26 protein-coding genes and 1 riboswitch are annotated in these 24,199 nt (G+C 58.5%); of the genes, 15 read left to right on the top strand and 11 right to left on the bottom strand.

All coding sequences use genetic code 11. The features are described from left to right. The first annotated feature begins 12 nt into the window (after positions 1 to 12). The gene (locus ACA373_RS07745) at positions 13 to 699 is read left to right on the top strand and encodes a GntR family transcriptional regulator (RefSeq protein ID WP_253460007.1); all 687 of its coding nucleotides are present in this window, start codon (positions 13 to 15) and stop codon (positions 697 to 699) included. After that, positions 686 to 853, top strand: a complete 168-nt coding sequence (locus tag ACA373_RS07750; RefSeq protein WP_369895615.1) for a hypothetical protein — start codon at positions 686 to 688, stop codon at positions 851 to 853. The genes ACA373_RS07745 and ACA373_RS07750 overlap by 14 nt, the downstream gene beginning before the upstream one ends. A 15-nt stretch (positions 854 to 868) precedes the next feature. Here ACA373_RS07750 and thiD read toward each other — a convergent pair whose 3' ends face one another. From thiD to ACA373_RS07765, 3 genes are all read right to left on the bottom strand, one after another. Then, positions 869 to 1,666, bottom strand: coding sequence for a bifunctional hydroxymethylpyrimidine kinase/phosphomethylpyrimidine kinase (gene thiD / locus ACA373_RS07755; RefSeq protein ID WP_370734297.1), 798 nt, complete (start codon positions 1,664 to 1,666; stop codon positions 869 to 871). Next, a complete protein-coding gene (thiM, locus tag ACA373_RS07760) occupies positions 1,663 to 2,448 on the bottom strand; it encodes a hydroxyethylthiazole kinase (protein WP_301251127.1) in 786 nt (261 codons plus the stop codon). The genes thiD and thiM overlap by 4 nt, the downstream gene beginning before the upstream one ends. A 32-nt stretch (positions 2,449 to 2,480) precedes the next feature. Next, a riboswitch (TPP riboswitch) is annotated at positions 2,481 to 2,577 on the bottom strand. 72 nt (positions 2,578 to 2,649) lie between these two features. Then, complete coding sequence (locus ACA373_RS07765; RefSeq protein WP_370734298.1) at positions 2,650 to 2,781, bottom strand: hypothetical protein; 132 nt, start codon at positions 2,779 to 2,781, stop codon at positions 2,650 to 2,652. Between ACA373_RS07765 and ACA373_RS07770 the strand changes: the two genes are divergently transcribed. The 3 genes from ACA373_RS07770 to ACA373_RS07780 all read left to right on the top strand — a co-directional run bounded on the left by ACA373_RS07770 (position 2,767) and on the right by ACA373_RS07780 (position 3,807). Next, the gene (locus ACA373_RS07770) at positions 2,767 to 3,000 is read left to right on the top strand and encodes a hypothetical protein (protein WP_253460001.1); all 234 of its coding nucleotides are present in this window, start codon (positions 2,767 to 2,769) and stop codon (positions 2,998 to 3,000) included. The genes ACA373_RS07765 and ACA373_RS07770 overlap by 15 nt on opposite strands. A gap of 127 nt (positions 3,001 to 3,127) precedes the next feature. Continuing rightward, the gene (locus ACA373_RS07775) at positions 3,128 to 3,388 is read left to right on the top strand and encodes a hypothetical protein (protein ID WP_253459998.1); all 261 of its coding nucleotides are present in this window, start codon (positions 3,128 to 3,130) and stop codon (positions 3,386 to 3,388) included. Next, positions 3,385 to 3,807 carry an N-acetyltransferase family protein gene (locus tag ACA373_RS07780; protein ID WP_370734299.1) on the top strand — a complete coding sequence of 141 codons (423 nt, stop codon included), beginning with the start codon at positions 3,385 to 3,387 and terminating at the stop codon, positions 3,805 to 3,807. The genes ACA373_RS07775 and ACA373_RS07780 overlap by 4 nt, the downstream gene beginning before the upstream one ends. A 94-nt stretch (positions 3,808 to 3,901) precedes the next feature. On the opposite strand, the gene apbC is transcribed toward ACA373_RS07780, so the two are convergent. Beyond that, on the bottom strand, positions 3,902 to 5,008 hold the full coding sequence (gene apbC, locus ACA373_RS07785; RefSeq protein ID WP_253459992.1) for an iron-sulfur cluster carrier protein ApbC: 1,107 nt from the start codon (positions 5,006 to 5,008) through the stop codon (positions 3,902 to 3,904). Between the two features lie 163 nt (positions 5,009 to 5,171). Between apbC and metG the strand changes: the two genes are divergently transcribed. The 7 genes from metG (at position 5,172) to ACA373_RS07820 (ending at position 12,996) form a co-directional block, all read left to right on the top strand. Next, on the top strand, positions 5,172 to 7,205 hold the full coding sequence (gene metG, locus ACA373_RS07790) for a methionine--tRNA ligase (protein WP_370734300.1): 2,034 nt from the start codon (positions 5,172 to 5,174) through the stop codon (positions 7,203 to 7,205). Positions 7,206 to 7,316: 111 nt separating this feature from the next. Then, positions 7,317 to 7,703: a CidA/LrgA family protein gene (locus ACA373_RS07795; protein WP_253459986.1), complete on the top strand. Its 387-nt coding sequence runs from the start codon at positions 7,317 to 7,319 to the stop codon at positions 7,701 to 7,703. Continuing rightward, positions 7,696 to 8,388 carry a CidB/LrgB family autolysis modulator gene (locus tag ACA373_RS07800; RefSeq protein ID WP_369895608.1) on the top strand — a complete coding sequence of 231 codons (693 nt, stop codon included), beginning with the start codon at positions 7,696 to 7,698 and terminating at the stop codon, positions 8,386 to 8,388. The genes ACA373_RS07795 and ACA373_RS07800 overlap by 8 nt, the downstream gene beginning before the upstream one ends. 126 nt (positions 8,389 to 8,514) lie before the next feature. Next, complete coding sequence (gene cdd, locus ACA373_RS07805; protein ID WP_253459980.1) at positions 8,515 to 9,396, top strand: cytidine deaminase; 882 nt, start codon at positions 8,515 to 8,517, stop codon at positions 9,394 to 9,396. Positions 9,397 to 9,547: 151 nt separating this feature from the next. After that, the gene (locus tag ACA373_RS07810; RefSeq protein ID WP_253459977.1) at positions 9,548 to 11,245 is read left to right on the top strand and encodes an NAD-dependent malic enzyme; all 1,698 of its coding nucleotides are present in this window, start codon (positions 9,548 to 9,550) and stop codon (positions 11,243 to 11,245) included. A gap of 164 nt (positions 11,246 to 11,409) precedes the next feature. Further along, positions 11,410 to 12,147 (top strand): outer membrane permeability protein SanA, encoded by a 738-nt coding sequence (gene sanA / locus ACA373_RS07815; RefSeq protein WP_253459974.1) that lies wholly within the window; start codon positions 11,410 to 11,412, stop codon positions 12,145 to 12,147. 96 nt (positions 12,148 to 12,243) lie between these two features. Continuing rightward, a complete protein-coding gene (locus ACA373_RS07820; protein WP_370734301.1) occupies positions 12,244 to 12,996 on the top strand; it encodes an SDR family NAD(P)-dependent oxidoreductase in 753 nt (250 codons plus the stop codon). A gap of 46 nt (positions 12,997 to 13,042) precedes the next feature. Here ACA373_RS07820 and mglC read toward each other — a convergent pair whose 3' ends face one another. From mglC to ACA373_RS07855, 7 genes are all read right to left on the bottom strand, one after another. After that, positions 13,043 to 14,053: a galactose/methyl galactoside ABC transporter permease MglC gene (gene mglC, locus ACA373_RS07825; RefSeq protein WP_125288171.1), complete on the bottom strand. Its 1,011-nt coding sequence runs from the start codon at positions 14,051 to 14,053 to the stop codon at positions 13,043 to 13,045. 17 nt (positions 14,054 to 14,070) lie between these two features. Then, positions 14,071 to 15,579 carry a galactose/methyl galactoside ABC transporter ATP-binding protein MglA gene (mglA, locus tag ACA373_RS07830; protein ID WP_125288172.1) on the bottom strand — a complete coding sequence of 503 codons (1,509 nt, stop codon included), beginning with the start codon at positions 15,577 to 15,579 and terminating at the stop codon, positions 14,071 to 14,073. An 81-nt stretch (positions 15,580 to 15,660) separates the two neighbouring features. Continuing rightward, positions 15,661 to 16,653, bottom strand: coding sequence for a galactose/glucose ABC transporter substrate-binding protein MglB (mglB, locus tag ACA373_RS07835; protein ID WP_253459968.1), 993 nt, complete (start codon positions 16,651 to 16,653; stop codon positions 15,661 to 15,663). A gap of 135 nt (positions 16,654 to 16,788) precedes the next feature. Further along, complete coding sequence (galS, locus tag ACA373_RS07840) at positions 16,789 to 17,829, bottom strand: HTH-type transcriptional regulator GalS (protein WP_253459965.1); 1,041 nt, start codon at positions 17,827 to 17,829, stop codon at positions 16,789 to 16,791. Between the two features lie 151 nt (positions 17,830 to 17,980). Further along, a complete protein-coding gene (gene yeiB, locus ACA373_RS07845; RefSeq protein WP_301251136.1) occupies positions 17,981 to 19,132 on the bottom strand; it encodes a DUF418 domain-containing protein YeiB in 1,152 nt (383 codons plus the stop codon). Positions 19,133 to 19,184: 52 nt separating this feature from the next. After that, the gene (gene folE / locus ACA373_RS07850) at positions 19,185 to 19,850 is read right to left on the bottom strand and encodes a GTP cyclohydrolase I FolE (RefSeq protein WP_125288176.1); all 666 of its coding nucleotides are present in this window, start codon (positions 19,848 to 19,850) and stop codon (positions 19,185 to 19,187) included. Positions 19,851 to 19,975: 125 nt separating this feature from the next. Beyond that, a complete protein-coding gene (locus ACA373_RS07855; protein ID WP_370734302.1) occupies positions 19,976 to 21,112 on the bottom strand; it encodes a YbfB/YjiJ family MFS transporter in 1,137 nt (378 codons plus the stop codon). 116 nt (positions 21,113 to 21,228) lie between these two features. Here ACA373_RS07855 and ACA373_RS07860 point away from each other — a divergent pair, with 116 nt between their 5' ends. The 3 genes from ACA373_RS07860 (at position 21,229) to fghA (ending at position 24,163) form a co-directional block, all read left to right on the top strand. Further along, on the top strand, positions 21,229 to 22,110 hold the full coding sequence (locus ACA373_RS07860; RefSeq protein WP_253459956.1) for a LysR family transcriptional regulator: 882 nt from the start codon (positions 21,229 to 21,231) through the stop codon (positions 22,108 to 22,110). A gap of 75 nt (positions 22,111 to 22,185) precedes the next feature. Continuing rightward, positions 22,186 to 23,310, top strand: a complete 1,125-nt coding sequence (locus ACA373_RS07865; protein WP_253459953.1) for an S-(hydroxymethyl)glutathione dehydrogenase/class III alcohol dehydrogenase — start codon at positions 22,186 to 22,188, stop codon at positions 23,308 to 23,310. A gap of 10 nt (positions 23,311 to 23,320) precedes the next feature. Then, complete coding sequence (gene fghA / locus ACA373_RS07870; RefSeq protein WP_253459950.1) at positions 23,321 to 24,163, top strand: S-formylglutathione hydrolase; 843 nt, start codon at positions 23,321 to 23,323, stop codon at positions 24,161 to 24,163. The last annotated feature ends 36 nt before the right edge of the window (positions 24,164 to 24,199 follow it).

Genomic DNA, 24,199 nt, shown 5'->3' on the forward strand with positions numbered 1-24,199 from the left:
GAAAATTGCCGCATGTCTACTGCCTATATCATTACCGCCAGCGAACCAGTCAATCAGCAAATCTATCGCTTTTTACGCCAGGATATTGTGACCTGCGTGATTTCACCGGGTGCCTTACTGTCTGAAAAAGAGGTTTCTGCCCGTTTCAGCGTCTCGCGCCAGCCGGTGCGGGAAGCCTTTATTAAGCTGGCCGAGGCCGATCTGGTGCAAATTCTGCCGCAGCGCGGCACCTTTGTGCGCAAGATTTCTGCGCGACGCGTTGCCGACGGCCGTTTTATTCGTGAAGCGGTGGAAACGGCGGTAATAAGGCGAGCGGCGACGGAAGCGACCCCAGAGGCGCTGGCCCGGCTGGAGCATAATTTGCGCCTGCAAAAGCTGTCTGCGGAGCGCAACGACAGCCAGGCGTTTTTGCTGCTGGATGATGAGTTCCACCGCCTTATCGCGCAGAGCATCAACTGTGAGCTGGCATGGGAAACGGTAGAAAATATCAAGGCGACGATGGATCGCGTGCGCTTCCTGACCCTCAGTAAGGTTTCGCCGCCGGAAAGCCTGATCAATCAGCATGAAGAGATCCTGCAGGCGCTGCTGGCGAAAGACGCCGACGCCGCCGAACGGGCGCTGCGGCATCATTTGCAGGAGATGATTTTTTCCATCACGCCGATTGCAGAGCAAAACGGCGCGTGGTTTGAACAGGAGTAATCCTGCCGGGCTGGCGAGCGGTTCCGGCCGTCAGCGTCCTTCCACCCGCGCGTCTCATCACTACCGCTACACGCGCCGGTTCAGCCGTAACGTTTTCGCTCGTCGATGCACTACTAATCATCCTCTCCCGGCCCGTCAGCAGTTTGCCCGCTGATAGCGTTCCAGCGCGCTACCACCAGCGGTAGAAATGATGCACCGGGCCAATGCCTTTACCCACTCCCAGCGTATCTGCGTGCTGCAATGCGCCCTGCAGCCACTGTTTCGCTGCGCTTACCGTACCCGGCCAGCTGGTATGACGCGGGCGCAGCGCGGCCAGCGCGGAAGAAAGCGTGCAGCCGGTGCCGTGCGTATTTTTAGTCGGCACGCGCGGCGCGGTAAAGCGCTCTTCTCCTTCCGGGGTCAGCAGCCAGTCCGGGCTTTCGTTGTCGCTCAGGTGGCCGCCTTTCATCAGCACCGCCTGACAGCCCAGCGCCAGCAGCGCCCTGCCCTGTTGCAGCATCTCCTGTTCGTTGCGGGCCGGTGAGCACTCCAGCAGCGCAGCGGCTTCCGGCAGATTCGGCGTGATAATGGAAACCTGCGGCAGCAGTTTTTCCCGCAGCGTCGCCACGGCCCGCCCGGAAAGCAGCGGATCGCCGCTTTTCGCCAGCATCACCGTATCCAACACCCGCCAGGGGATCGCCGCCTTTGCCAGCCCTTCTGCTACCGCCTCCACAATATCGCTGTCCTGCAACATACCGATTTTGACGCTGTCGATGCGCACGTCGCTTAATACCGAGGCTAGCTGGGCCGAAACAAAATCGGCCGCCACGGGATAGACGGCCTGCACGCCGCAGGTGTTCTGCGCCACCAGCGCGGTGATCACGCTGGTACCGTAGGCTTCAAGCGCGGAGAACGTTTTCAGATCGGCCTGGATCCCGGCTCCGCCGCTGGGATCCGTACCGGCGATGGTCAATGCGTTGACTCTCATACCGCCTCCTTGTACAGACGGTAGAGCGCATCGAGAAACAGCGGTTCAAAGGTGCCCGGCCCGTTGGCCGCCGCCGCCGCCTGCTCGCCCGCCTGGCTCATTACCCGACAGGCGGCAGCGATATGCAGCAGCCTGTCGCCCGGTAGTGCGCAAAATGCGGCCACCACGGCGGAGAGCGCGCAGCCCGTGCCAACCACGCGCGTCATCAGCGGAGAGCCGCCCGATACCGCCAGCAGCCGCCGTCCATCGGTGACGTAATCCGTTTCGCCCGTCACGGCAACCACCGCGCCGCTGGACTGCGCCAGCTGAATAGCGGCCTCCAGCGCGGCGGAAGGATGATGCTGGCTGTCGACGCCGCGACCGGAAACCGCCTGTCGGGCCAGCGCCATAATTTCAGAGGCGTTGCCGCGAATGGCGGCAGGACGGAATGCCAGCAGCCGCTGGCAAAAATCGCTGCGAAAAGTCAGCGCGCCGACGGCAACCGGATCCAGCGTCCACGGTCGGCCTGCCGCCGTCGCTCCCTGCACCGCGGCCAGCATCGCTTCGCTACGTGCAGCGGTCAGCGTGCCGACGTTGATCAGCACGGCATCGGCAATGGCGCTGAACTGTGCCGCTTCCACAGGTTCAGTCACCATCGCGGGCGACGCGTCCAGCGCCAGCAGCACGTTAGCCGTCAGGCTTTGTACCACATCATTGGTCAGGCAGTGAACCAGCGGCGACCGCTGGCGGAACAGAGCAAGAGACGCGGCCGGGCTGGCCGTATAGTGAGTAGGTTGGATCATAGCGCTCCCAACCGGCGATCAAGAAGGCGATGCGATAAAGCATCTGACTTCCCTCCGCTGGCATTATCCAGTTCAGGTTCAACGGGTATTTCTCAGCCTTCACAAGGAAGGGCACCCCGAGTCGTAGTGCTTGCCAGCATAGGGAAACGCGCTGTTTTACGCAAGCGCGGAACGGCTTGCTAACGCAGATAGCGCCAGGGTTTACACTGCTGCCAGCGCCAGCGCCAGCAGCAGCAGCGGCAGACGGCATGGATTGGCGGCCTGGCCTGGGATTACACGCTGCCGATAGTCCCTGGCACCCTGCATCTGGGCATGGACATGCACTGGCTTCATCGTCCGGCAGGCCAGGGCAAAGTAACCGTTAGCGATGGCCACAACCGTGACGCCTTCCGTACCGGCAACGGCGGCGATGCGCTGGCTGTGCAAGCGGAGGCCAGGCTGGCCGTTACCGACAATGTGACCTTCTCCACCCGCCTCAACCATCAGCGCAGGCTGCAACGGGAAGGCGCCAACGACTGGCTGCTGGCTGGCGGCGTGACGGTGAATTTCTGATTATTTTCCGGCGGCCTCTTTTGCCGCCGGGAATTTTTGCGTCATACTCTCCGATCCCGTAGCGGCTTTTGATAAAGTCCGCCCATTCGCTAATCTGAACGCCATTCCTGTCCTGACGAGAAGTAAGATGACAAGACCGCTTAATGAACAATACGGCATCAGCGTCGCGGCGCTGCAAATGCTGCACTATCTGCAACAGATAGCGCGCGGCGATCGTGCCTTTACCATTCAGGATACCGTGCTGAATAGCCGCTGTAACGTTACGCCCCCGGACAATTTCCGCTTGCTGGATCAGCTTTTTGAAGCGGGCAAAATCGACTATGACTATCGCGGCACGGGCATTGAGGGCGAAAGACACGTAAAGCCCGTCTGGGGAGAAAACGGATGACGGTACGCGCCTTTACCGAAGCCGACCGCCCTTTTCTGCGCACGCTGTTTCTGGCCGCCCGCAAGGCGAACTGGCACTGGCTTGACGGCAGCGACTGGCAGCTGGAGGATTTCGACCGCGTGACGCTGGGCGAACGCATCCTGGTCGCCGAGCACGACGGCCACCGCACGGGCTTTGCCGCGCTGCTGCCCGCCGATAATTTCCTGCACAGTTTATTTGTCGATCCTGCGCATCAGGGGCAGGGTATTGGCAGCGAGCTGCTGGAGGCGGTGCAGGCCGGCTTCACCTCGACCGGCGCGCTAAAGTGCCTTAAGGCAAACGACCGGGCGCTGGCTTTTTATCAGCGTCACGGCTGGCAGGTTATCAGCAGCGGCGAAGGCGACCAGGGAGAATACCTGCTGCTGCACTACGTGCTGTAAAAGAAAACGGGCGCATGATGCGCCCGTCGGTTACTGACAAACTTAAAAGCCTGGCGGCGCCCTGTCGTTTTGCAGCAGCAAAGCCGAGTTGCCGTCAGACTACGCGGAAAGCGATATCGTCCGGGATCACTTCGCCATCCCAGTAGAGCTGTGCGGCGACCTGGCCTGCCAGCTGGCGATACAGCCAGGTAAATTCGCTGTCGGGACGGCGCACCACCGTCGGCATCCCGTCGTCCAGATCCTCGCGCAGCGTGATGTGCAGCGGCAGCTGGCTCAGCAGGCGCGTATGATACTGCTCTGCCAGCGCCAGCGCGCCGCCGCTGCCGAAAATCGGCTCGTGATGGCCGCAGTTGCTGCACACGTGCACGCTCATATTCTCGACGATGCCCAGCACCGGCACGCTGACCTTTTCAAACATCACAATCCCCTTACGGGCATCGATCAGCGCGATATCCTGCGGCGTGGTCACCACCAGCGCGCCGGTCACCGGCACGTTTTGCGCCAGCGTCAGCTGAATATCGCCCGTGCCCGGCGGCATATCCAGGATCAGGTAGTCCAGATCCGGCCACAGCGTTTCGTTCAGCAGCTGCATCAGCGCCTTGCTGGCCATCGGCCCGCGCCACACCATCGCGTTGTCATCGGTCACCAGATAGCCGATAGAGTTGGTCGCCAGCCCGTGCGCCATAATCGGCGCCATATGCGTGCCGTCCGGCGAGGTTGGCCGTTCGTTTTGCGTGCCGAGCATATCGGGGATCGACGGGCCATAGATATCCGCATCCAGCAGGCCGACTTTTGCGCCTTCGGCCATCAGTGCCAGCGCCAGGTTGACCGCCGTGCTGGATTTGCCGACGCCGCCCTTGCCGGAGCTGACGGCAATAATATTTTTCACGCCCTTTACGCCTGGCTGGTTCTTCACCCTTTTCAGCGTGGCGATATCCAGGCTCAGCTTCCAGCTGATGGCGGTGGCATTAGTCAGGCGCAGCAGCTCCGCGCTGGCGCTCTCCTTTAAGGCTTCAAAGCCGCTGTGCCAGGCGAAAGGCATCAGCAGTTCAATATGCAGGGTGTTGTCCAGCATTGCGCAATGGTGCAGCGCCTTCAGCGCGGTGAGGTTGCGCTGTAGCGTTGGATGTTCAAACGTGGTTAAAACGCCCATCACTATCGCGCGCAGCGCTTCAGGTGAATGTTGGGATTGAGGCATCATCCCGGCTCCTTTTTTTCTGTGACGTTATTCAGAGCATATCAGATAAGGCTGTCGGCGGCAGGCAGTAAAAAACGGCACGGTCGGCGCGGCGTTGTTTACGCAGGCCGGGCCTTTCGGGTAACATCGGAACCCCCTATTTTAAACAGGTATAGCAAGTCTCACTATGACTCAAGTCGCGAAAAAAATATTGGTAACGTGCGCACTCCCTTACGCCAACGGTTCTATTCATCTCGGCCACATGCTCGAGCATATCCAGGCGGATATTTGGGTCCGTTACCAGCGAATGCGCGGCAACGAGGTTTACTTCATCTGCGCCGACGATGCGCACGGTACGCCGATCATGCTGAAAGCTCAGCAGATGGGCATTGCGCCTGAGCAGATGATTGCCGAGATGAGTCAGGAACATCAGAATGACTTCGCCGGTTTCAATATCAGCTACGATAACTACCACTCCACGCACAGCGAGGAGAACCGCGAGCTGTCGGAGCTGATTTATACCCGTCTGAAAGAGAACGGTTTTATCAAGAACCGCACTATTTCGCAGCTTTACGATCCGGAAAAAGGCATGTTCCTGCCGGATCGCTTTGTGAAAGGCACCTGCCCGAAATGTAAATCGCCGGATCAGTATGGCGACAACTGCGAAGTGTGCAGCGCCACCTACAGCCCGACCGAGCTGATCGACCCTAAATCCGTGGTGTCCGGCGCGACGCCGGTGCTGCGCGACTCCGAGCACTTCTTCTTCGATCTGCCGGAGTTCAGCGCCATGCTACAGGCCTGGACCCGTTCCGGCGCCTTGCAGGAGCAGGTCGCCAACAAGATGCAGGAGTGGTTCGAGTCGGGTCTGCAACAGTGGGATATCTCCCGCGACGCGCCCTACTTCGGCTTTGAAATTCCGGGCGCGCCGGGCAAATATTTCTACGTCTGGCTGGATGCGCCTATCGGCTATATGGGCTCGTTTAAAAATCTCTGCGACAAGCGCGGCGATATTGATTTCGACGCCTTCTGGCAAAAAGACTCCGGGGCCGAGCTGTATCACTTTATCGGCAAGGACATCGTCTATTTCCACAGCCTGTTCTGGCCAGCCATGCTGGAAGGCAGCAACTTCCGCAAGCCGAACAACCTGTTTGTCCACGGGTACGTGACGGTTAACGGCGCGAAAATGTCCAAGTCGCGCGGCACCTTTATCAAGGCCAGCACCTGGCTACAGCATCTGGATGCCGACAGCCTGCGCTATTACTATGCCGCCAAGCTCTCTTCGCGCATTGATGATATCGACCTGAATCTGGAAGATTTCGTCCAGCGCGTGAATGCGGATATCGTTAATAAAGTGGTTAACCTGGCGTCCCGTAACGCCGGATTTATCAACAAGCGCTTTGGCGGCAAGCTGTCCGCCGAGCTGGCCGATCCGGCGCTGTATCAATCCTTTGTGGACGCCTCCGCCAGCATTGCGGAAGCCTGGCAGAGCCGTGAGTTTGGCCGTGCGGTGCGTGAAATCATGGCGATGGCGGACGTAGCGAACCGCTACGTTGACGAGCAGGCGCCGTGGGTGGTGGCGAAGCAGGAAGGCCGCGATGCCGACCTGCAGGCGATCTGCTCAATGGGCATCAATATGTTCCGCGTGCTGATGACCTGGCTGAAGCCGGTGCTGCCTTCGCTGAGCGAGCGCGCCGAAGCCTTCCTGAACCAGGAGCTGAGCTGGGACGGTATTGCGCAGCCGCTGCGCGATCACACGCTTTCCGCCTTTAAAGCGCTGTACAACCGCGTCGAGATGGACAAGGTCAACGCGCTGATCGAGGCCTCGAAAGAGGACGCGGCGGCGGCGAACAAACCGGCGCTGACCGGCCCGCTGGCGGACGATCCGATTCAGGAAACCATCACCTTTGACGACTTTGCCAAAGTGGATATGCGTATCGCGCTGATCCAGAACGCCGAGTTTGTCGAAGGCTCCGATAAGCTGCTGCGCCTGACGCTGGATCTGGGCGGCGAAACCCGCAACATTTTCTCCGGCATTCGTACCGCCTATCCGGATCCGTCGGTGCTGGTAGGCCGCCTGACCATGATGGTGGCTAACCTGGCGCCGCGTAAGATGCGCTTCGGCATCTCGGAAGGTATGGTGATGGCCGCCGGCCCTGGCGGCAAAGAGATCTTCCTGCTGTCGCCGGACAGCGGCGCTCAGCCGGGAATGCAGGTGAAATAAGCAACGGAGACGGGCGAAGCGATTCGCCCGTTTTTTTGCGGCCCACTGTGATCTCTGGCACAAATCTCCTGCCGATCGTATGATTAATGCGTTGCAAAACCGGAGCTTATCATGCGTACCGTACTGTTGATCCTCTGGCGCTATCTGCGCGCCTTTCTGATTATCTATCTCTGCCTCTATGCCGGAAACGCGCTGGGGCTGCTGCTGCCGGTCACGATCCCGGGCAGCATTATCGGTATGCTGATCCTGTTTTTTCTGCTGGCTTTTCAACTGGTTCCACCCGACTGGATCAGGCCCGGCAGCCTGCTCCTGATCCGCTATATGGCGCTGCTGTTTGTGCCGATCAGCGTCGGCGTGATGAGCTATACCGACCTGCTCAGCGCGCAGTTCGGCCCGATAGTGGTTTCCTGCGTGGTCAGCACCTTTATTGTTTTGCTGACCGTGGGGCTGGCTTCGCACCAGCTGCATGGCAAAGTGAAAGGAACAGGCGATGAGTGATATCTGGTGGTCTCTGCCGCTGACCATGCTGGTCTTTTTCGGCGCTCGCCGGGTGGCGGCGAAGGTGAAAATTTCCCTGCTCAATCCGTTGCTGATCTCCATGGCGATCATCATTCCGCTGCTGCTGCTGATGCAGATGCCCTACGCCCGCTATTTTCAGGGCAGCGCGATCCTGAACCAGCTGTTGCAGCCCGCCGTGGTGGCGCTGGCGCTGCCGCTGTATGAACAGATGCATCAGATCCGCGCGCGCTGGAAGTCAATTATCGGCGTCTGCTTTATCGGCAGCATGACGGCGATGATTTCCGGTACGGCTATCGCGCTGTGGATGGGCGCCACGCCGCAGATAGCGGCGACTATTATGCCTAAATCCGTGACCACGCCGATTGCCATGGCGGTTTCCGCCACGCTGGGCGGCATTCCGGCCATCAGCGCCATTTGCGTGCTGATTGCGGGCGTACTCGGCGCGGTTTTCGGTCATATGCTGCTTAACCTGCTGAAGATCCGCAGCAAGGCCTCGCGCGGTCTGGCGATCGGCAACGCTTCTCACGCGCTGGGTACGGCGCGCTGCTCGGAGCTGGATTACCAGGAAGGCGCCTACAGCTCGCTGGCGCTGGTGATCTGCGGCATTATCACTTCGCTGCTGGCACCGTTTCTTTTTCCGCTACTGATGCATTTCTGGCGATAAAACTTGCGATGCGTCGCGCATTTTGTGGTTCTCTTTCATAAATTGCATAATCTGTGTGATTATAATCACATACATTAGCCTGGCTGCCCGCCAGAATAAGCGGCCACTTATGCAAGAGAAGCCACTATGCAACCACGTTTTCAAGCGGCTTTCGCCGCGCTGCCTTCCCCGCTGCAGGCGGCGTTGCAGCCTTTGCTGACCGACACCTTTCCCGCTTTTTTTACCCCAGAACAAATGGCCGCCATCAGAACCGAAACCGGTCTGGACAACCGCGAACTTACCTTTGCGCTGCTGCCGCTGGCGGCCGCCTGTGCCGTCGCGCCGCTGTCGCGCTTTAACGTCGGCGCGCTGGCGCTGGGCCGCAGCGGCCATCTCTATTTTGGCGCAAACATGGAGTTTTCCGGCGCGACCATGCAGCAAACCGTCCACGCCGAACAGAGCGCGGTAACCCATGCCTGGCTGCGCGGCGAAAAAGGTCTTGAGGCGATTACCGTCAACTACACGCCCTGCGGCCACTGCCGCCAGTTTATGAACGAGCTGAACAGCGGCACCGCGCTGCGCATTCATCTGCCGGGACGCGAACCGGCGACGCTGGGCGATTACCTGCCAGATGCTTTCGGCCCGCGCGATTTAGCGATTGAGACGCTGCTGCTGGACGAGGTCGATCACGGCCTGACCATTACCGGCGACGCGCTGGTCAGGGCCGCGCTTGAGGCGGCTAACCGCAGCCATGCGCCTTACTCGCAGGCGTTAAGCGGCGTGGCGCTGCAAATGGCCGACGGCGCGATTTTTGCCGGCAGCTATGCGGAAAACGCCGCCTTTAACCCAAGCCTGCCGCCGCTGCAGGCCGCGCTGATCCTGCTGAACCTTGCAGGCTACGACGTGCTGCAAATTCAGCGCGCCGTGCTGGCGGAAGCGCCCGATGCCCGCCTTATCCAGCGACAGGCAACCGCCGCGACGCTTCAGGCGCTGGGCTGCGCGACGTTGCAAACCGTGCCGCTGCGCTGATCCGCTTCGCCAGCCCGCAAGCCCCGCTGCCGGCTGGCTTTTTATTGCCAAAAAAGTGCCCGCATTTGTTATAAGCTGTTAACAAATGCTGTACTTTCGGATGAATTATTTTAGGATTGGGCCACTACCGATCCCAGTGAGCATTGATTACATGGAACTCGACTACGAAAGTAAACGCCCTCTCTACATTCCCTACGCTGGCCCTATCCTGCTGGAATTTCCGCTGTTGAATAAGGGCAGCGCCTTCTCTATAGAAGAACGCAATGACTTTAACCTGAACGGTCTGCTGCCCGAGACGGTGGAAACCATTGAAGAGCAGGCCCAGCGCGCCTGGCGTCAGTTTCAGGATTTCAAAAACGCCAACGACAAGCACGTTTATCTGCGCAACATTCAGGACACCAACGAAACGCTGTTCTACCGCCTGCTGGATAATCATCTTGAAGAGATGATGCCGATTATCTATACCCCGACCGTCGGCGCGGCCTGTGAACACTTTTCTGAAATCTATCGTCGCGCGCGCGGGCTGTTTATCTCCTATCCGAACCGCGCCAGCATTGAAGATATGCTGCAAAACGCCACCAAGCAGAACGTGAAGGTCATCGTAGTCACCGACGGCGAGCGTATTCTTGGCCTGGGCGATCAGGGCATCGGCGGCATGGGCATTCCTATCGGCAAGCTGTCGCTGTATACCGCCTGCGGCGGCATCAGCCCGGCCTATACGCTGCCGGTGGTGCTGGACGTCGGCACCAACAACCAGCAGCTGCTGAACGATCCGCTCTATATGGGCTGGCGTCATCCGCGTATCACCGGCGAAGAGTACGATAACTTCGTTAATGAATTTATCCAGGCGGTAAAAAGCCGCTGGCCAAACGTGCTGCTGCAGTTTGAGGATTTCGCGCAGAAAAACGCCATGCCGCTGCTGGAGCGCTATCGCGATGAAGTCTGCTGCTTTAATGACGATATCCAGGGCACCGCCGCCGTCACGCTGGGCACGCTGATCGCCGCCAGCCGCGCAGCAGGCAGCAAAATGAGCGAGCAGAAAGTAGTGTTTTTGGGCGCGGGGTCTGCCGGCTGCGGCATCGCCGAGCAGATTATCGCGCAGATGAAATCAGAAGGTCTGAGCGACGAAGAAGCCCGCGCGCGCGTCTTTATGGTGGATCGCTTCGGCCTGCTCACCGACAAGCAGCCAAACCTGCTCAGCTTCCAGAGCAAGCTGGTGCAGAAGAGCGAGGATCTGGCCGACTGGGATTCCAGTTCCGATTCCCTGTCGCTGCTGGACGTGGTGCGTAACGCGCGCCCGGATATTCTGATCGGCGTTTCCGGCCAGCCCGGCCTGTTCAGCGAAGAGATTATCCGCGAGATGCACAAGCACTGCGCGCGCCCAATCGTCATGCCGCTCTCCAACCCGACCTCCCGCGTGGAAGCAACGCCGCAGGATATTATGGCGTGGACCGACGGTGCCGCGCTGGTCGCGACCGGCAGCCCGTTCGCGCCGGTCACCTGGAAAGAGCAAACGTTCCCGATCGCGCAGTGCAACAACTCCTATATCTTCCCCGGCATCGGCCTGGGCGTGATCGCTTCGGGCGCCACCCGCGTGACCGACAGTATGCTGATGGCCGCCAGCCGCGCGCTGGCCGACTGTTCACCGCTGGTCAACGACGGCGCTGGCCCGGTGCTGCCGGAAGTGAAAGATATTCAGGGCGTGTCGAAAATAATTGCGATGGCCGTAGGCAAAGCGGCGCAGCTGGCCGGCGTGGCGGTGGTCACCTCGGAAGATGTGCTGTCCAAAGCGATTGCCGCCAATTTCTGGTTGCCGCAGTACCGTAACTATCGCCGTACTTCTATTTAATACCGCTGACCGGGCGCGCCGTGCGCCCGGTTTTTATCCCCTTTCCACAGCGTTTGACGATTTTGTGCAAAAAGCCGCCAGCCGGTGCGCTACCGCTTGCTTCACCTCGTCGGGTACAGTAGCCTTGAGCCACCTTTTCGGCTTCAGTCTGAGTACCGTACGGCATGATAAAACGCTTGATCTACGGCCTGATTATCATCGTTACCCTGATGGTAATAACCGCGCTCGGCCTGGATCGCTGGATAAGCGTCAAAACCGCGCCTTACGTCTACGATAATCTCAAATCCCTGCCCCATCGTCAGGTCGGCGTCGTATTAGGCACGGCAAAATATTATCGTACCGGCGTCATCAATCAGTATTACCTTTATCGGATGCAGGGCGCGCTCAACGCCTATAACAGCGGCAAGGTTAACTATCTGCTGCTGAGCGGCGATAATGCGCAGCAAAGCTACAACGAGCCGATGACCATGCGGCGGGATTTGATTGCCGCCGGCGTGGCGCCTGCCGATATTGTGCTGGATTACGCCGGCTTCCGTACGCTGGATTCTATCGTGCGCACGCGCAAGGTCTTCGACACCAACGACTTCATCATCATCACCCAGCGTTTCCACTGCGAGCGCGCGCTGTTTATTGCGCTGCATATGGGTATTCAGGCGCAGTGTTACGCGGTGCCCTCGCCGAAGAACATGCTGAATATCCGCACCAGGGAAGTGGCGGCTCGCCTGGGCGCGCTGGCCGATCTGTATCTGATGAAGCGCGAACCGCGCTTTTTGGGGCCGCTGGTGCCGATCCCGGCGCGGCACGAAGTCCCGGAAGATGCGCAGAGCTATCCGGCGGTCACGCCTGAACAGCTGCTGGAGCTGGAACAAAAAATGAAGGCGGATGCCCGTCCGCCAGCGTGACATGCCGCCGTTAACGCACTGATTGTTATGAACCTGCCCGCTTCTTCTGTCAGTCTGTCTGCCGAATAGATCACTAAACGTTAACAGGAGAGACAAATGGATCTGAACTTGAAGGATCGTCGCGTACTGGTCAGCGGCGGCTCGCGCGGCATTGGACGAGCAATTGTGGAATGCTTTCTTGCCGAAGGCGCACGAGTGGAGTTTTGCGCGCGCAGCCCTGAAGGCGTGCAGGAAGCGCAACAGGCGCTGGGTTCACGCGCAAACGGCACGGCGGTCGATGTCACCTCCCCAGAGCAGATGCAAACATGGATTCAGGAAGCGGCAAACCGCCTTGGCGGGCTGGATATTATCGTGCCTAACGTCAGTGCGCTGGCGGCAGGCAGCGATCCGGACGTGTGGCGTAAAGCGTTCGACACCGACCTGATAGGCACCGTAACGATGGTGCAGGCCGCCCTTCCTTACCTGAAAAAATCCTCTGCGGCATCCATAGTGCTGATCTCCAGCGTGGCGGGACGCGAGGTCGATATGTTTGCCGAGCCGTACGGCATCATGAAAGCGGCGCTGATCCATTACGGCAAAACCTTATCGGAACGCCACGCGGCAGACGGCATTCGCGTGAATACCGTTTCGCCGGGCAACGTTTATTTCAGTGAAGGCGTGTGGGGCGATATTGAACGCAACCAGCCGGAAACCTTTGCCAAATGCCTGGCGGCGAATCCGCTGGGAAGAATGGCGACGCCGCAGGAAGTAGCGAAAGCCACGGTGTTCCTTGCCAGCGAGGCGGCCAGTTTCACCACCGGCACTAATCTCCTGGTGGACGGCGGGCTGACCAAAGGCGTGCAGTTCTGACAGGAAAAAGAGAAAGGCCGGGCTGGCCTTTCTCTACAGGAGGACACTATTTCTTGCGGGCGTATTTCAGGGAGTCGAGCGCCACGGCGAAAATAATGATGCCGCCTTTGATAATGTACTGCCAGTAAGGGTTAACGCCGATATAGGTCAGGCCGTAGTTGATAACGGTGAAAATCAGCACGCCCGTTACCACACCGGCCACGGTGCCCACGCCGCCGGCGAAGGAGACGCCGCCTACTACGCAGGCCGCAATCGCATCCAGCTCGTACATAAAGCCCAGGTTATTGGTTGCCGAGCCGATACGCCCCGCTTCCAGCATCCCGCCGAAGGCGTAGAACACGCCGGAAAGCGCATAAATCAGGATCAGGTTGAAGTTAACGTTCACGCCCGACACTTTTGCCGCTTCCGGGTTGCCGCCGATAGCAAAGATGTTTTTGCCAAAGCGGGTCTTGTTCCACAAAATCCAGACAAAGAAGATAGCAATAGCCGCATAGAACGTAATGTAGGAGAGCTTGAAGTCGCCCAGGCGAATAAAGCCCTGCGCAAAGGTCGAGAATTTCTCATCGAACCCGGCGATCGGCGAAGCGCCTACATAGTCGTAATAAAGGGAGTTAATGCCGTAAACGATAATCATCGTGCCCAGCGTGGTGATAAAAGGCGTCACCTTCAGATAGGCGATGATCACGCCGTTGATCAGGCCAATCAGGCCGCCGACAACGCAGACAATCAGGATAACCAGCGGGATCGGCACGGTATCCATATGTGGAAACACCTTGTTGGCGTTATCCATCGCCTGGAGCAGCGTCGCCGCCACTACCGCGGCCAGACCAACCTGACGACCGGCGGAAAGGTCGGTGCCCTGCGTTACAATCAGCCCGGCCACGCCAAGCGCAATAATAATGCGCACGGAGGACTGGGTCAGAATATTACTCAGGTTCATCAGGCTTAAAAATGTCGGATCCTGGAAAATAATAATTGCCAGCAGAACCAGCAACACTACATAGATGCCACCCTCTTTCAGCCAGGTGAGCGCATTCTTCTTATTCACAGCATTCATGGACAGCCCTTACCTCATTAAAGGTGCTTGGATGCTAAACGTAATATTTCGTTTTGCGTGGTAGTTTTGGTTTCGACAATGCCTGCGACCATGCCGTTGCTCATGACCAGGATCCTGTCGGTAATGCCCAGCAGCTCCGGCATTTCGGAAGAGATAATAATGATGCCCTTCTCTTTTTTCGCCAGATCGGAAATCAGCTGATAAATTTCAAACTTTGCGCCGACGTCGATGCCGCGCGTCGGTTCGTCCAGCATTAATATTTCCGGCTGGGTTAACAGCCAGCGGCCAATAATGACTTTCTGCTGGTTGCCGCCCGAAAGCGAGCCGATAGAGGTCGCGTGTCCCGGCGTTTTTACCCGCATGGCATCGATAACCCATTGGGTATCGCTTTTCATCCGGTTATTATCCAGCAGGCCAATCGAGTTTTTATATTTGCGAATATTTGAAATCAGCGAGTTAAAACCGATATCCAGAAACGCATAAATCCCCGTGGCGCGACGCTCCTCCGTCACCAGCGCAAAGCCGTGATTAATCGCTTCGTTAGCCGAGTTATTGTTGATTTTTTTGCCGTGCAGCTTAATGGTGCCGCCGGACTTTTCGCGGATGCCGAACAGCGTTTCCACGATATCGGTACGTTTAGCCCCCACCAGCCCGGCCACGCCAAGGATTTCGCCCTTGCGCAGATCGAACGAAATATCGCGAATAGACGGCTGGCGCAGCGAGGTAAGGTTACGCACCTCCAGGATAGTTTCGCCCGGCACGTTGGACTTATCCGGGAAGCGCTGGTTCAGCGAGCGCCCTACCATCATGGCGATGATCTTATCCATATCCAGCCCTTCCAGCGGCTGGGTAGCGATCCACTGGCCGTCGCGCAGAATAGTAATTTCGTCGCACAGCTGGAAAATCTCTTCCATCTTGTGGGAGATATAAACTATGCCGCAGCCGCGATCTTTTAATTTACGGATAATAGTGAACAGGTGGTTCACTTCTTTTTCCGTTAATGAAGAAGTCGGCTCGTCCATAATGACGATTTTGGCATCATAAGAGAACGCTTTAGCTATCTCTATCATCTGCATCTGCGAAACGGAAAGGTTAATCACTTTGTCGCGCGGATCGATATCAATATCCAGCTCTTCAAAAATGGCTTTGGTATCGCGATACATTTTATCCTGGTCGACGAAAAAGCCTTTTCGCGGATAGCGGCCCAGCCACATGTTATCCATGACCGTGCGCTGTAAAACCAGGTTTAATTCCTGATGCACCATAGATACGCCGTTTTCCAGCGCCTCTTTGGAGCTTTTAAAGTCGATCTCTTTGCCCTGAAAAAGAATGCTTCCCGTGTCTTTGCTATAAATACCAAACAGGCATTTTAATAAAGTCGATTTGCCCGCGCCGTTTTCCCCCATCAGCGCGTGAACCGAATGGGGACGAATTTTTAAATTAACGTTATCTAACGCCTTTACGCCCGGAAAGGACTTGCTGACGTTAGTCATTTCCAGCAGATACTGCCCCTGATCGCTGCTCATAATTCTACCTGGCGGATCGTTTTACGATCGGGCCCGTTCTGCGACGGGCCCGGTAACGGACGCGAGTGCGCCCGGAAAGACTTATTTACTGAACTGAGCGAGGTTCTCTTTATCAACCGGCACATAGGCCACGCGCACCACTTTACCTTCCAGCTTGTAGTTGGTGCCTTCGGTCGCCGGTTTGCCCGCCGCCAGGTTTTTCGCCATTTCAAAAGTGGCTCTGGCCTGGTTTTCCGCATCGTTCAGCACGGTGCCTTCCATCGCGCCGGATTTCACCATCGCCATCGCTTCCGGCAACGCATCCACGCCGAAGACCGGTACGGACGTTTTGTTATGCGCCTTCAGCGCCTCTACCGCGCCCATCGCCATCGCATCGTTATTGGCGATCACCACTTCGATTTTGTTGCCGTTCGGGCCGGAGAGCCACGCGTCCATCTTGTCTTTTGCCTGAGCGGTATCCCACATGGCGGTATCCAGATGCAGCTGCTGCGTTTTCAGGCCGTCTTTATTCAGGGTTTCGATCACGTATTTGGTACGCGCTTCGGCATCCGGGTGGCCCGGCTCGCCTTTCAGCAGCACAAACTGCACCACGCCGTCTTTGTTCAGATCCCAGTTGGCATTGGCTTTCCAGTGTTTCTCAATCAGCTCGCCCTGCTTGACGCCGGACTCTTTAGAATCGGTACCGACATAGTAAGCTTTGTCGTAGCTGGCCAGCGCTTTAGCAGAAGGCTCTTTGTTGAAGAAAACAATCGGAATATCGTTGGCTTTGGCTTTACTGATCACCACCGCCGCCGCCGCCGGATCGACAAGGTTAATCGCCAGCGCCTTCACGCCTTTCGCCACCATCACGTCAATCTGATCGTTTTGCGTTGACTGGCTGTTCTGCGAATCGTTCATCAGCAGCTGAATGCCGCTGCTGTTTTTCGCTTCCTTCTCGATATCCTTGCGCACCACGGACATAAAGTTGTCATCATATTTATAAATGGTTACGCCAATGCGGGTATCGGCCGCCTGCGCCGTTGCGCCAAACATCATGCTGGCAACCAGGGCTGTGAGGGTGAATGCCTTCTTCATTGTTCTCTCCGGTTCTTTGTAGGGTCGGTATGCGTGTGCAGCCGGACCGTGTTGTTATTCTGTCCCGGCCAGGCACGGCCATCTTAGTGAAGCAGATGTTAATTAACTGTGAACTTACTCACGGATTGAAAACGGTTACATGGCGGTATCGTTGCGTATAGTGATCGCCGCCACACTTTGGCAGGGCGCGACGGAATGACGGCGCACCAGCGTTGGCATAAAGCAGTGACCGGCCGACTCGTCCAGCAGGCCCGCCGCGCCTTTCAACGCCAGTTCGGTAGCCAGTTTAGCCATGGAAACAATAGGATAGCGGACGGTCGTCAGCTGCGGGTCGGTATAGCGGGAAATGGGGATATCGTCGAAGCCAATCACCGACAGCTGCTGCGGCACCGCAATGCCGTTATCTTTCAGCGCGGTCAGTGCCCCGGCGGCCATGCTGTCGTTATAGGCGAACACGGCGCTGAGGTGGAGATTACGCCCCAGCAGCTCCACCATCGCCGCCTCTCCGCCCTGCATATCCGGCTCGGCGCTGGCGATCCAGCTTTCGGCAGGCTGGGTAGCCTGCTCGGCCAGCGCCTGCCGCCAGCCCGCGCGTCGCTGGTCTGTATCTTCGATAGTATGGCTCGACCCCAGATAACCGATGCGCCGGTGGCCCTGCTGTTGCAACATGCGCATCGCCATCAGCGCGCCGCTGACGTTGTCCAGGCAGACGCAGCGGTGCGCGTAGCCCGGCACGACGCGGTTGATCAGCACCATGCCGGGCACCTGATCCATCAGCGAGGCCAGCTCGTCGTCTGCCAGCGCTTTGGCATGAACGATCAGCGCGCCGCAACGCTGACGGATCAGCACCTCGATAGCGTGCCGCTCTTTGTCCGCCTGATGATAGGAGTTGTTGATAAGTACGTGTTTTTGCATACGCTGCGCGACGGTATCCACCGCTTTGACCAGCGCGCCGAAGAAGGGATCGGAGACGTCCATCACCACCACGCCGATGGTATCGCTGACCTGGGAAGCCAGCGCCTGCGCGTTGGCGTTGGGTCGGTAGCCCAGCTGGCCGACGATGCCCAGCACTTTTTCCCGCGTTTCCTGTGTGACCGCCGCGCTGTGGTTAAGCACGCGTGAAACCGTCGCCACCGATACGCCAGCCTCACGGGCTACATCGCGAATGGTGATCATGGCTGACTGCCTGTGGAAGATAAGGTTTGCATAGCCCTCCCGGATGCGTTGTTTGCGGGGCTATTCTGACAAAGGGCAAGGCAAGACTGCGTGAATCAGGTCACACCGATGAAAACGGTTACATCCCTTTCCGTCACATTTGTGACACTTATCATTTTTGTAACATTACGTCGCGGCTGCTCAGACGGGTGAGCTGACGCCAGCACCATTCGACCGGCCCCTGGCGGAAATAGCGCAGCCAGCACAGCGAAAAGAGGAGATTTACCAGCCAGACCAGCAGCACTACCACCAGCAGCTGCGGCCGATCGAGCCGGTTGAACCAGCCGAAATGGTTAAAAAGCGTGGTGCAAAGCAGCGTTTGCAGTAAATAGTTGCTCAGCGCCATCCGCCCTACGCTGCTGATGGCGCGCGTGAGGGTAAAACGGGCCAGCGTAGGCCAGAAACCAAAGCAAAGCGCGGCATAGCCGATAGCCTGAAGCGGCGCGCTCAGCTCGCGCGGCAGCTGTAAATAGAACGCTGACGGATAAAATGCCCAGCCGCAAGCCCACTGCAGATAAATGCCCGGTATTTCGATGATGGCCGCCAGCAGCAGCAGGATCAGCGCAGTACGCCGGTAGTGGGTCAGGCTCCAGCGCCCCTGTAGCCAGCCGCTGCGCATCAAGGCGCCGCCAATCAGCATCAGGCCGGCCAGCTGCCAGCCGTACTGCGCCGCCAGCGACAGCAGGCCTGACGAGAGCAGATCGAGACGGTTGCGCACCGCTTCCCAACCGCCGTGGGTTTTCCAGAAGGTTTCATACTGAATATCCGCCGCCCCCGCCAGCCAGGAATTGTTAGGCTGATGGCCCGACAGCAGGCCGAACACCAGCAGCACGCCGCAGCCCACGATATAAAGCATCACGCCGGTATTAAACAGCTGCCGCGTCGAGGAGACGTCGCGGATCATCCGCCAGGCTACCAGCCCAATCAGCCCGTAATCCAGCAGGATGTCCCCTTCCCAGAACAGCAGACAGTGCAGAAAACCGAGCAGCACCAGCCAGCTCAGGCGCGCCTGTAGCCAGCGTTTGCCGCGCGAAAGCAGCAATTGCAAGCCGCCGCCAAACAGCAGCGCAAACAGCGCGAGGAATTTCAGCTGGGCAAAGAAATCGATCAGCGCCCACGTCCAGGCATCGCCCGGCGTAACGCTGCCCTGCCACGCCGGGTTCAGATAGGCGGCGCCCGGCAGACCGAAGGCGTTAATGTTGAGCAGCAGGATCCCCAGAATGGCGATGCCCCGAATAAAATCCAGCGTCTGAATACGAGGCATCGGCAGGCCCTGACTGTGGTGAAGGGTAACGACTACGACGGCGCGCCGTAGCTTAGCTGTGGCGAACGGCGCGCAGAAACTCCTGACGGGTGTTCTGGCTGGATTTGAACAGGCCGCCCAGTGAAGTGGTGGTGGTGGCGCTGGTCGCATCACGAATGCCGCGCGCTTTTACGCAGTAGTGCACCGCGTCGATGGAAACCGCGACGTTATTGGTGCCAAGCAGCGTTTGCAGCGCAACCAGGATCTGCTGGGTCAGCCTTTCCTGTACCTGTGGACGGGAAGAGAAAAACTGCACGATGCGGTTAATCTTCGACAGGCCAATCACTTTATCTTTCGGGATATAGGCTACCGTCGCTTTGCCGTCGATGATCACAAAGTGGTGCTCGCAGGTGCTGGTCAGCGTGATATCCCGCACCGTCACCATTTCGTCCACCTTCATTTTGTTTTCAATCAGGGTGATTTTCGGGAAGTTGGCGTAGTCCAGGCCGGAGAACACCTCATTCACATACATCTTAGCGATGCGGTGCGGCGTTTCCATCAGGCTGTCATCTTCTAAATCAAGATTAAGCAGCTGCATGACTTCGGTCATGTGCCCGGCGATCAGCCGCCTGCGGGTTTCGTCATCCATATCACGCGCAGGCGAGCGTAGGGGTGTTTCCAGTCCACGCGCAAGCAGCGCTTCGTGAACAAGTGTGGCTTCCTGACTTAACGTAGCCATGGCGATCTATTCTCCAGCAGGTGTAACGCCGGTCCCGACGGGACCGGTACAATTTCAGAGGGCGTATTTTGGTACACAACGCGTCGTTAATCCAGCGAATCAAGCTAAACCACCCTGAAACTGTTTCATGCAGCACCGGGATCGCGCCGCCAGACCAGCAGCCCGGCCACCAGCAGTCCCGCGCCCGCGACGTAAAGCGCTGGCTCAAGGCGATGGGTAAAAGTGGTGGAAAGTGCGGAAACCAGCGGCCCGGCCAGCTGGCCGATAGCGTAACCGGTGGTCAGCAGGCCTGCCATATACCGGCTATGGCGCGGCGCCATCTCGCGGGCATATTGCAGCGAAAGCGACACCAGGTTAAGAAAGCCAATGCCCATCAGTATTGAACCGACCACCAGCCCGCTCAAACCCGGCACCACGGCGGCGCACAGCACGCCCAGCGCCTGCGCCCACAGGTTAAACGCCAGCCGCGTATTGGATGAACCAATATGCCGCATAACAATGCCCAGCCCGACGCCTAACACCGCCGTGCCGCCAAAAATGGGCCAGACAAACTGCGCAAAAACGCTGGCAGGAAAACGGGCCGCCGCCATCTGCGACAGAAACGTGGCGGGAATGATGTAGCCAAAGCCGGCCAGGCTATAGCTCCAGACCAGCTTTTTCAGCCCGCTGGTCAGCACCAGCGGTTCCGGCGTGGTTTCGGGCCGGTGCAGCTCGCCTTTACGCGGCAGGAAACGAAAAATAAGAGAAGCCAGCACCAGCGCCAGCACGCCATAGGCGCACCAGGCCTGCGCGGCGCTGACCTGGCGTGCGTGAAGAAACACGGCCAGCAGCCCGCTCAGAAAGATGCCCATGCCCGGCCCGGCGAAGACGGCGGCGCTTAAGCCGGGACGGCCATATTTATGCAGCTGCTCGTTGCTCCATGCCGCTACCAGCACCATCGCCCAGCCGCTGGCCCAGCCGATCGCAAAGCGCACCACGCCGTGCAGCCAGGCATCGGACACGCAGGCGGAAAGCAGCGTCAGGATCACCGCGCCGCCGATGCCTGCCTTAAGCCTGGCCTCCACGTGCGTGGTCGTCCGCATCGCGTTCCAGGAGCCGCAGAGGTAGCCCAGGTAGTTGAAGGCCGCGACCACCGCCGCGCTGGTCAGCGTCAGCTGATGCTCCGTAATCATCAGCGGCACCTGCGGCGTAAAGGTAAACCGCCCAATGCCCATCGCGACAATCAGCGCAATAAAAGCGCTTAGCGCTACCCGTATTACCATTTGTTCTCCCTTCCGGCTTTATCCGGCTTGATGAAAGTGTTGCAGTCAGTCTGCATCATGGCTAGACTTACAAAAAGTGAATAATACAAACCAACTTGTTTACGAAAAGAGAATAAATGGATCTGACCCAGCTTAAAATGTTCTGCGCGGTAGCGGAGACCGGTTCGCTGGCGCGCGCCGCCGAACAGCTGCATCGCGTGCCGTCCAACCTGACGACCAGGCTGCGCCAGCTGGAGCAGGAAACGGGCATCGATCTTTTTATCCGCGAAAAGCAGCGCCTGCGGCTGTCGCCGATGGGCCATAATTTTTTGTGCTATGCGCAGCGGATCCTGGCGCTCAGCGAGGAAGCGCTGGCAATGACGCACAACGGCGAGCCTGGCGGCATATTTGCGCTGGGATCGATGGAGAGCACCGCCGCTGTCCACCTGCCCTCTTTATTGTCGACCTACCATCAGCGCTATCCTGAGGTCACGCTGTCGCTGGTCACCGGTACCTCGGGTGAAATCATTGAGCAGGTGCGGAAAGGCACGCTGGCCGCCGCGCTGGCCGAAGGCCCGGTCGTGGCCGACGAGCTGAACAGCTGCAAAACCTTTAGCGAGCGCATGGTGCTAATCAGCAACCTGCACCATGCGCCCATTCAGCGCCCTGAAGATGCCGCAGGCGATACGCTGTTCGCCTTCCGTCCCGGCTGCTCTTACCGTCTGCGTTTAGAAAACTGGTTTCGTCAGGCGGGGATTTCACCCGGCCCGTTTATGGAGATCCAGTCCTATCACGCCATGCTGGCCTGCGTAGCCAGCGGCGCCGGGCTGGCGATACTGCCGGAATCGGTGCTGGAAAGGATCGCCGCGCCGGGCCAGGTGCAAAAACATGCGCTGCCTGCGGATATCAGCGAGACCACGACTTACCTGGTGTGGCGTCGGGATGCGTTTACCCCCAACGTCAAGGCGCTGAAGTACCTGATTATAGAGCAATCCCCGGACGATGAAATTCAGCCATAATTAAATGGTTTGAGCGGCGTCAGGCCGCTCGCCAGATCCCTGCCAAATGGCAACCTCTACAAGGAATAAACTGATATGCAGATGATTAAAACTCGCGCCGCTGTTGCCTGGGCCGCCGGCGAGCCGCTGTCGATTGAAGAAGTCGACCTGATGCCGCCGCAGAAAGGCGAAGTGCTGGTACGCATCGTCGCGACCGGCGTCTGCCACACCGATGCCTATACCCTTTCAGGAAAAGATCCTGAGGGCGTGTTCCCGGCTATTCTGGGCCACGAAGGCGGCGGTATTGTCGAAGCGGTTGGCGAAGGCGTTACCAGCGTGGCGGTCGGCGATCACGTCATTCCGCTGTACACGCCGGAATGCGGCAAATGTAAGTTCTGCCTCTCCGGCAAAACCAACCTGTGCCAGGCTATCCGCGCCACCCAGGGCAAAGGGCTAATGCCGGACGGCACCACCCGTTTCTTTAAGGACGGCAAGCCGATTTTCCACTATATGGGCACCTCGACCTTCTCTGAGTACACCGTTATCCCGGAAATTTCACTGGCGAAAATCAGTAAAGAAGCGCCGCTGGAAGAAGTTTGCCTGCTGGGCTGCGGCGTCACCACCGGTATGGGCGCGGTGATGAACACGGCCAAGGTAAAAGAAGGCGATACCGTGGCGATCTTCGGTCTGGGCGGCATCGGCCTTTCGGCGATTATCGGCGCGAAGATGGCGAAAGCGGGCCGGATTATCGGTATCGATCTCAATACCAGCAAGTTCGATCTCGCCAGAAAGCTGGGCGCCACCGACCTGGTTAATCCAAAAGATTACGATAAGCCCATTCAGGATGTGATTGTTGAAATGACCGATGGCGGCGTCGATTTCTCCTTTGAGTGCATCGGCAACGTTAACGTGATGCGTTCCGCGCTGGAGTGCTGCCACAAAGGCTGGGGCGAGTCCGTGATTATCGGCGTGGCTGGTGCAGGCGAAGAGATTTCTACCCGCCCGTTCCAGCTGGTGACCGGACGCGTCTGGCGCGGCTCCGCGTTTGGCGGCGTGAAAGGCCGCTCGGAGCTGCCGGGGATCGTCCAGCGCTACCTGGATGGTGAATTCCAGCTGAATGATTTCATCACCCACAATATGCCGCTGGAAGAGATCAACGACGCGTTCGATCTGATGCACGAAGGGAAATCTATCCGTTCCGTGGTGCATTTTTCTAAATAAGGAGACAAGGATGGTATCCACCCTGGAGTTACTGGAAGAACACCGCATGTTTGGCGGCTGGCAGCAGCGCTATCGCCACCAGTCGGCCACGCTGAACTGCTCTATGACCTTCAGCATTTTTTTGCCGGGTCCGAAAGGCGATACCGCCCCGCCGGTGCTCTGGTTTCTGGCCGGGCTGACCTGTAGCGACGAGAATTTCTCGACCAAAGCGGGCGCGCAGCGCGCGGCGGCAGAGCTGGGTCTGGTGCTGGTGATGCCGGATACCAGCCCGCGCGGCGAAGTGGTGCCCAATGACGAAGCCTACGATCTGGGCCAGGGTGCCGGATTCTATCTGAACGCGACCCAGGCGCCGTGGGATGCGCATTTTCGGATGTACGACTACCTGACGGAAGAGCTGCCCGCGCTGATTGCCGGCAACTTTAACGTCAGCGATAAGCAGGCGATTATGGGCCATTCTATGGGCGGTCACGGCGCGCTGATGCTGGCGCTGCGTAATCCGCAGCGCTATGTTTCGGCCTCCGCCTTTGCGCCGATCGTTAATCCAACGCAGGTGCCGTGGGGCGAAAAAGCCTTTACGGCCTATCTGGGCGAGGATCGCGCGCTGTGGGAAGCCTGGGACAGCTGTCTGCTGATGCAGCAGGCGACGCATCCGCTGCCGATGCTGCTGGATCAGGGCGACAGCGATCAGTTCCTCGCCGATCAGCTGCGCCCGGAACGGCTGGAAGCGGTGGCCAGCGAGAAAAACTATCCGCTGACCGTGCGCATTCAGCCCGGTTACGATCACAGCTACTACTTTATCGCCAGCTTCGTGGAAGATCATCTGCGCTTCCATGCCCGCTATTTGCTGGCGTAACCCTTCAGGGCCGGGATCTTCCCGGCCTTTTTTTTC

This window comes from Erwinia sp. STN24, from assembly GCF_041320675.1.
GTDB classification, from domain to species: Bacteria; Pseudomonadota; Gammaproteobacteria; order Enterobacterales; family Enterobacteriaceae; genus Erwinia; species Erwinia aeris.

What these genes read in the sequence shown, in the direction of transcription:
- ACA373_RS07745 (WP_253460007.1), top strand. Translation starts at nt 13, where the DNA reads ATGTCTACTGCCTATATCATTACCGCCAGCGAACCAGTCAATCAGCAA.
- thiD (WP_370734297.1), bottom strand. Translation starts at nt 1,666, where the DNA reads ATGAGAGTCAACGCATTGACCATCGCCGGTACGGATCCCAGCGGCGGA.
- thiM (WP_301251127.1), bottom strand. Translation starts at nt 2,448, where the DNA reads ATGATCCAACCTACTCACTATACGGCCAGCCCGGCCGCGTCTCTTGCT.
- ACA373_RS07770 (WP_253460001.1), top strand. Translation starts at nt 2,767, where the DNA reads ATGCACTGGCTTCATCGTCCGGCAGGCCAGGGCAAAGTAACCGTTAGC.
- ACA373_RS07765 (WP_370734298.1), bottom strand. Translation starts at nt 2,781, where the DNA reads ATGAAGCCAGTGCATGTCCATGCCCAGATGCAGGGTGCCAGGGACTAT.
- ACA373_RS07775 (WP_253459998.1), top strand. Translation starts at nt 3,128, where the DNA reads ATGACAAGACCGCTTAATGAACAATACGGCATCAGCGTCGCGGCGCTG.
- ACA373_RS07780 (WP_370734299.1), top strand. Translation starts at nt 3,385, where the DNA reads ATGACGGTACGCGCCTTTACCGAAGCCGACCGCCCTTTTCTGCGCACG.
- apbC (WP_253459992.1), bottom strand. Translation starts at nt 5,008, where the DNA reads ATGATGCCTCAATCCCAACATTCACCTGAAGCGCTGCGCGCGATAGTG.
- metG (WP_370734300.1), top strand. Translation starts at nt 5,172, where the DNA reads ATGACTCAAGTCGCGAAAAAAATATTGGTAACGTGCGCACTCCCTTAC.
- ACA373_RS07795 (WP_253459986.1), top strand. Translation starts at nt 7,317, where the DNA reads ATGCGTACCGTACTGTTGATCCTCTGGCGCTATCTGCGCGCCTTTCTG.
- ACA373_RS07800 (WP_369895608.1), top strand. Translation starts at nt 7,696, where the DNA reads ATGAGTGATATCTGGTGGTCTCTGCCGCTGACCATGCTGGTCTTTTTC.
- cdd (WP_253459980.1), top strand. Translation starts at nt 8,515, where the DNA reads ATGCAACCACGTTTTCAAGCGGCTTTCGCCGCGCTGCCTTCCCCGCTG.
- ACA373_RS07810 (WP_253459977.1), top strand. Translation starts at nt 9,548, where the DNA reads ATGGAACTCGACTACGAAAGTAAACGCCCTCTCTACATTCCCTACGCT.
- sanA (WP_253459974.1), top strand. Translation starts at nt 11,410, where the DNA reads ATGATAAAACGCTTGATCTACGGCCTGATTATCATCGTTACCCTGATG.
- ACA373_RS07820 (WP_370734301.1), top strand. Translation starts at nt 12,244, where the DNA reads ATGGATCTGAACTTGAAGGATCGTCGCGTACTGGTCAGCGGCGGCTCG.
- mglC (WP_125288171.1), bottom strand. Translation starts at nt 14,053, where the DNA reads ATGAATGCTGTGAATAAGAAGAATGCGCTCACCTGGCTGAAAGAGGGT.
- mglA (WP_125288172.1), bottom strand. Translation starts at nt 15,579, where the DNA reads ATGAGCAGCGATCAGGGGCAGTATCTGCTGGAAATGACTAACGTCAGC.
- mglB (WP_253459968.1), bottom strand. Translation starts at nt 16,653, where the DNA reads ATGAAGAAGGCATTCACCCTCACAGCCCTGGTTGCCAGCATGATGTTT.
- galS (WP_253459965.1), bottom strand. Translation starts at nt 17,829, where the DNA reads ATGATCACCATTCGCGATGTAGCCCGTGAGGCTGGCGTATCGGTGGCG.
- yeiB (WP_301251136.1), bottom strand. Translation starts at nt 19,132, where the DNA reads ATGCCTCGTATTCAGACGCTGGATTTTATTCGGGGCATCGCCATTCTG.
- folE (WP_125288176.1), bottom strand. Translation starts at nt 19,850, where the DNA reads ATGGCTACGTTAAGTCAGGAAGCCACACTTGTTCACGAAGCGCTGCTT.
- ACA373_RS07855 (WP_370734302.1), bottom strand. Translation starts at nt 21,112, where the DNA reads ATGGTAATACGGGTAGCGCTAAGCGCTTTTATTGCGCTGATTGTCGCG.
- ACA373_RS07860 (WP_253459956.1), top strand. Translation starts at nt 21,229, where the DNA reads ATGGATCTGACCCAGCTTAAAATGTTCTGCGCGGTAGCGGAGACCGGT.
- ACA373_RS07865 (WP_253459953.1), top strand. Translation starts at nt 22,186, where the DNA reads ATGCAGATGATTAAAACTCGCGCCGCTGTTGCCTGGGCCGCCGGCGAG.
- fghA (WP_253459950.1), top strand. Translation starts at nt 23,321, where the DNA reads ATGGTATCCACCCTGGAGTTACTGGAAGAACACCGCATGTTTGGCGGC.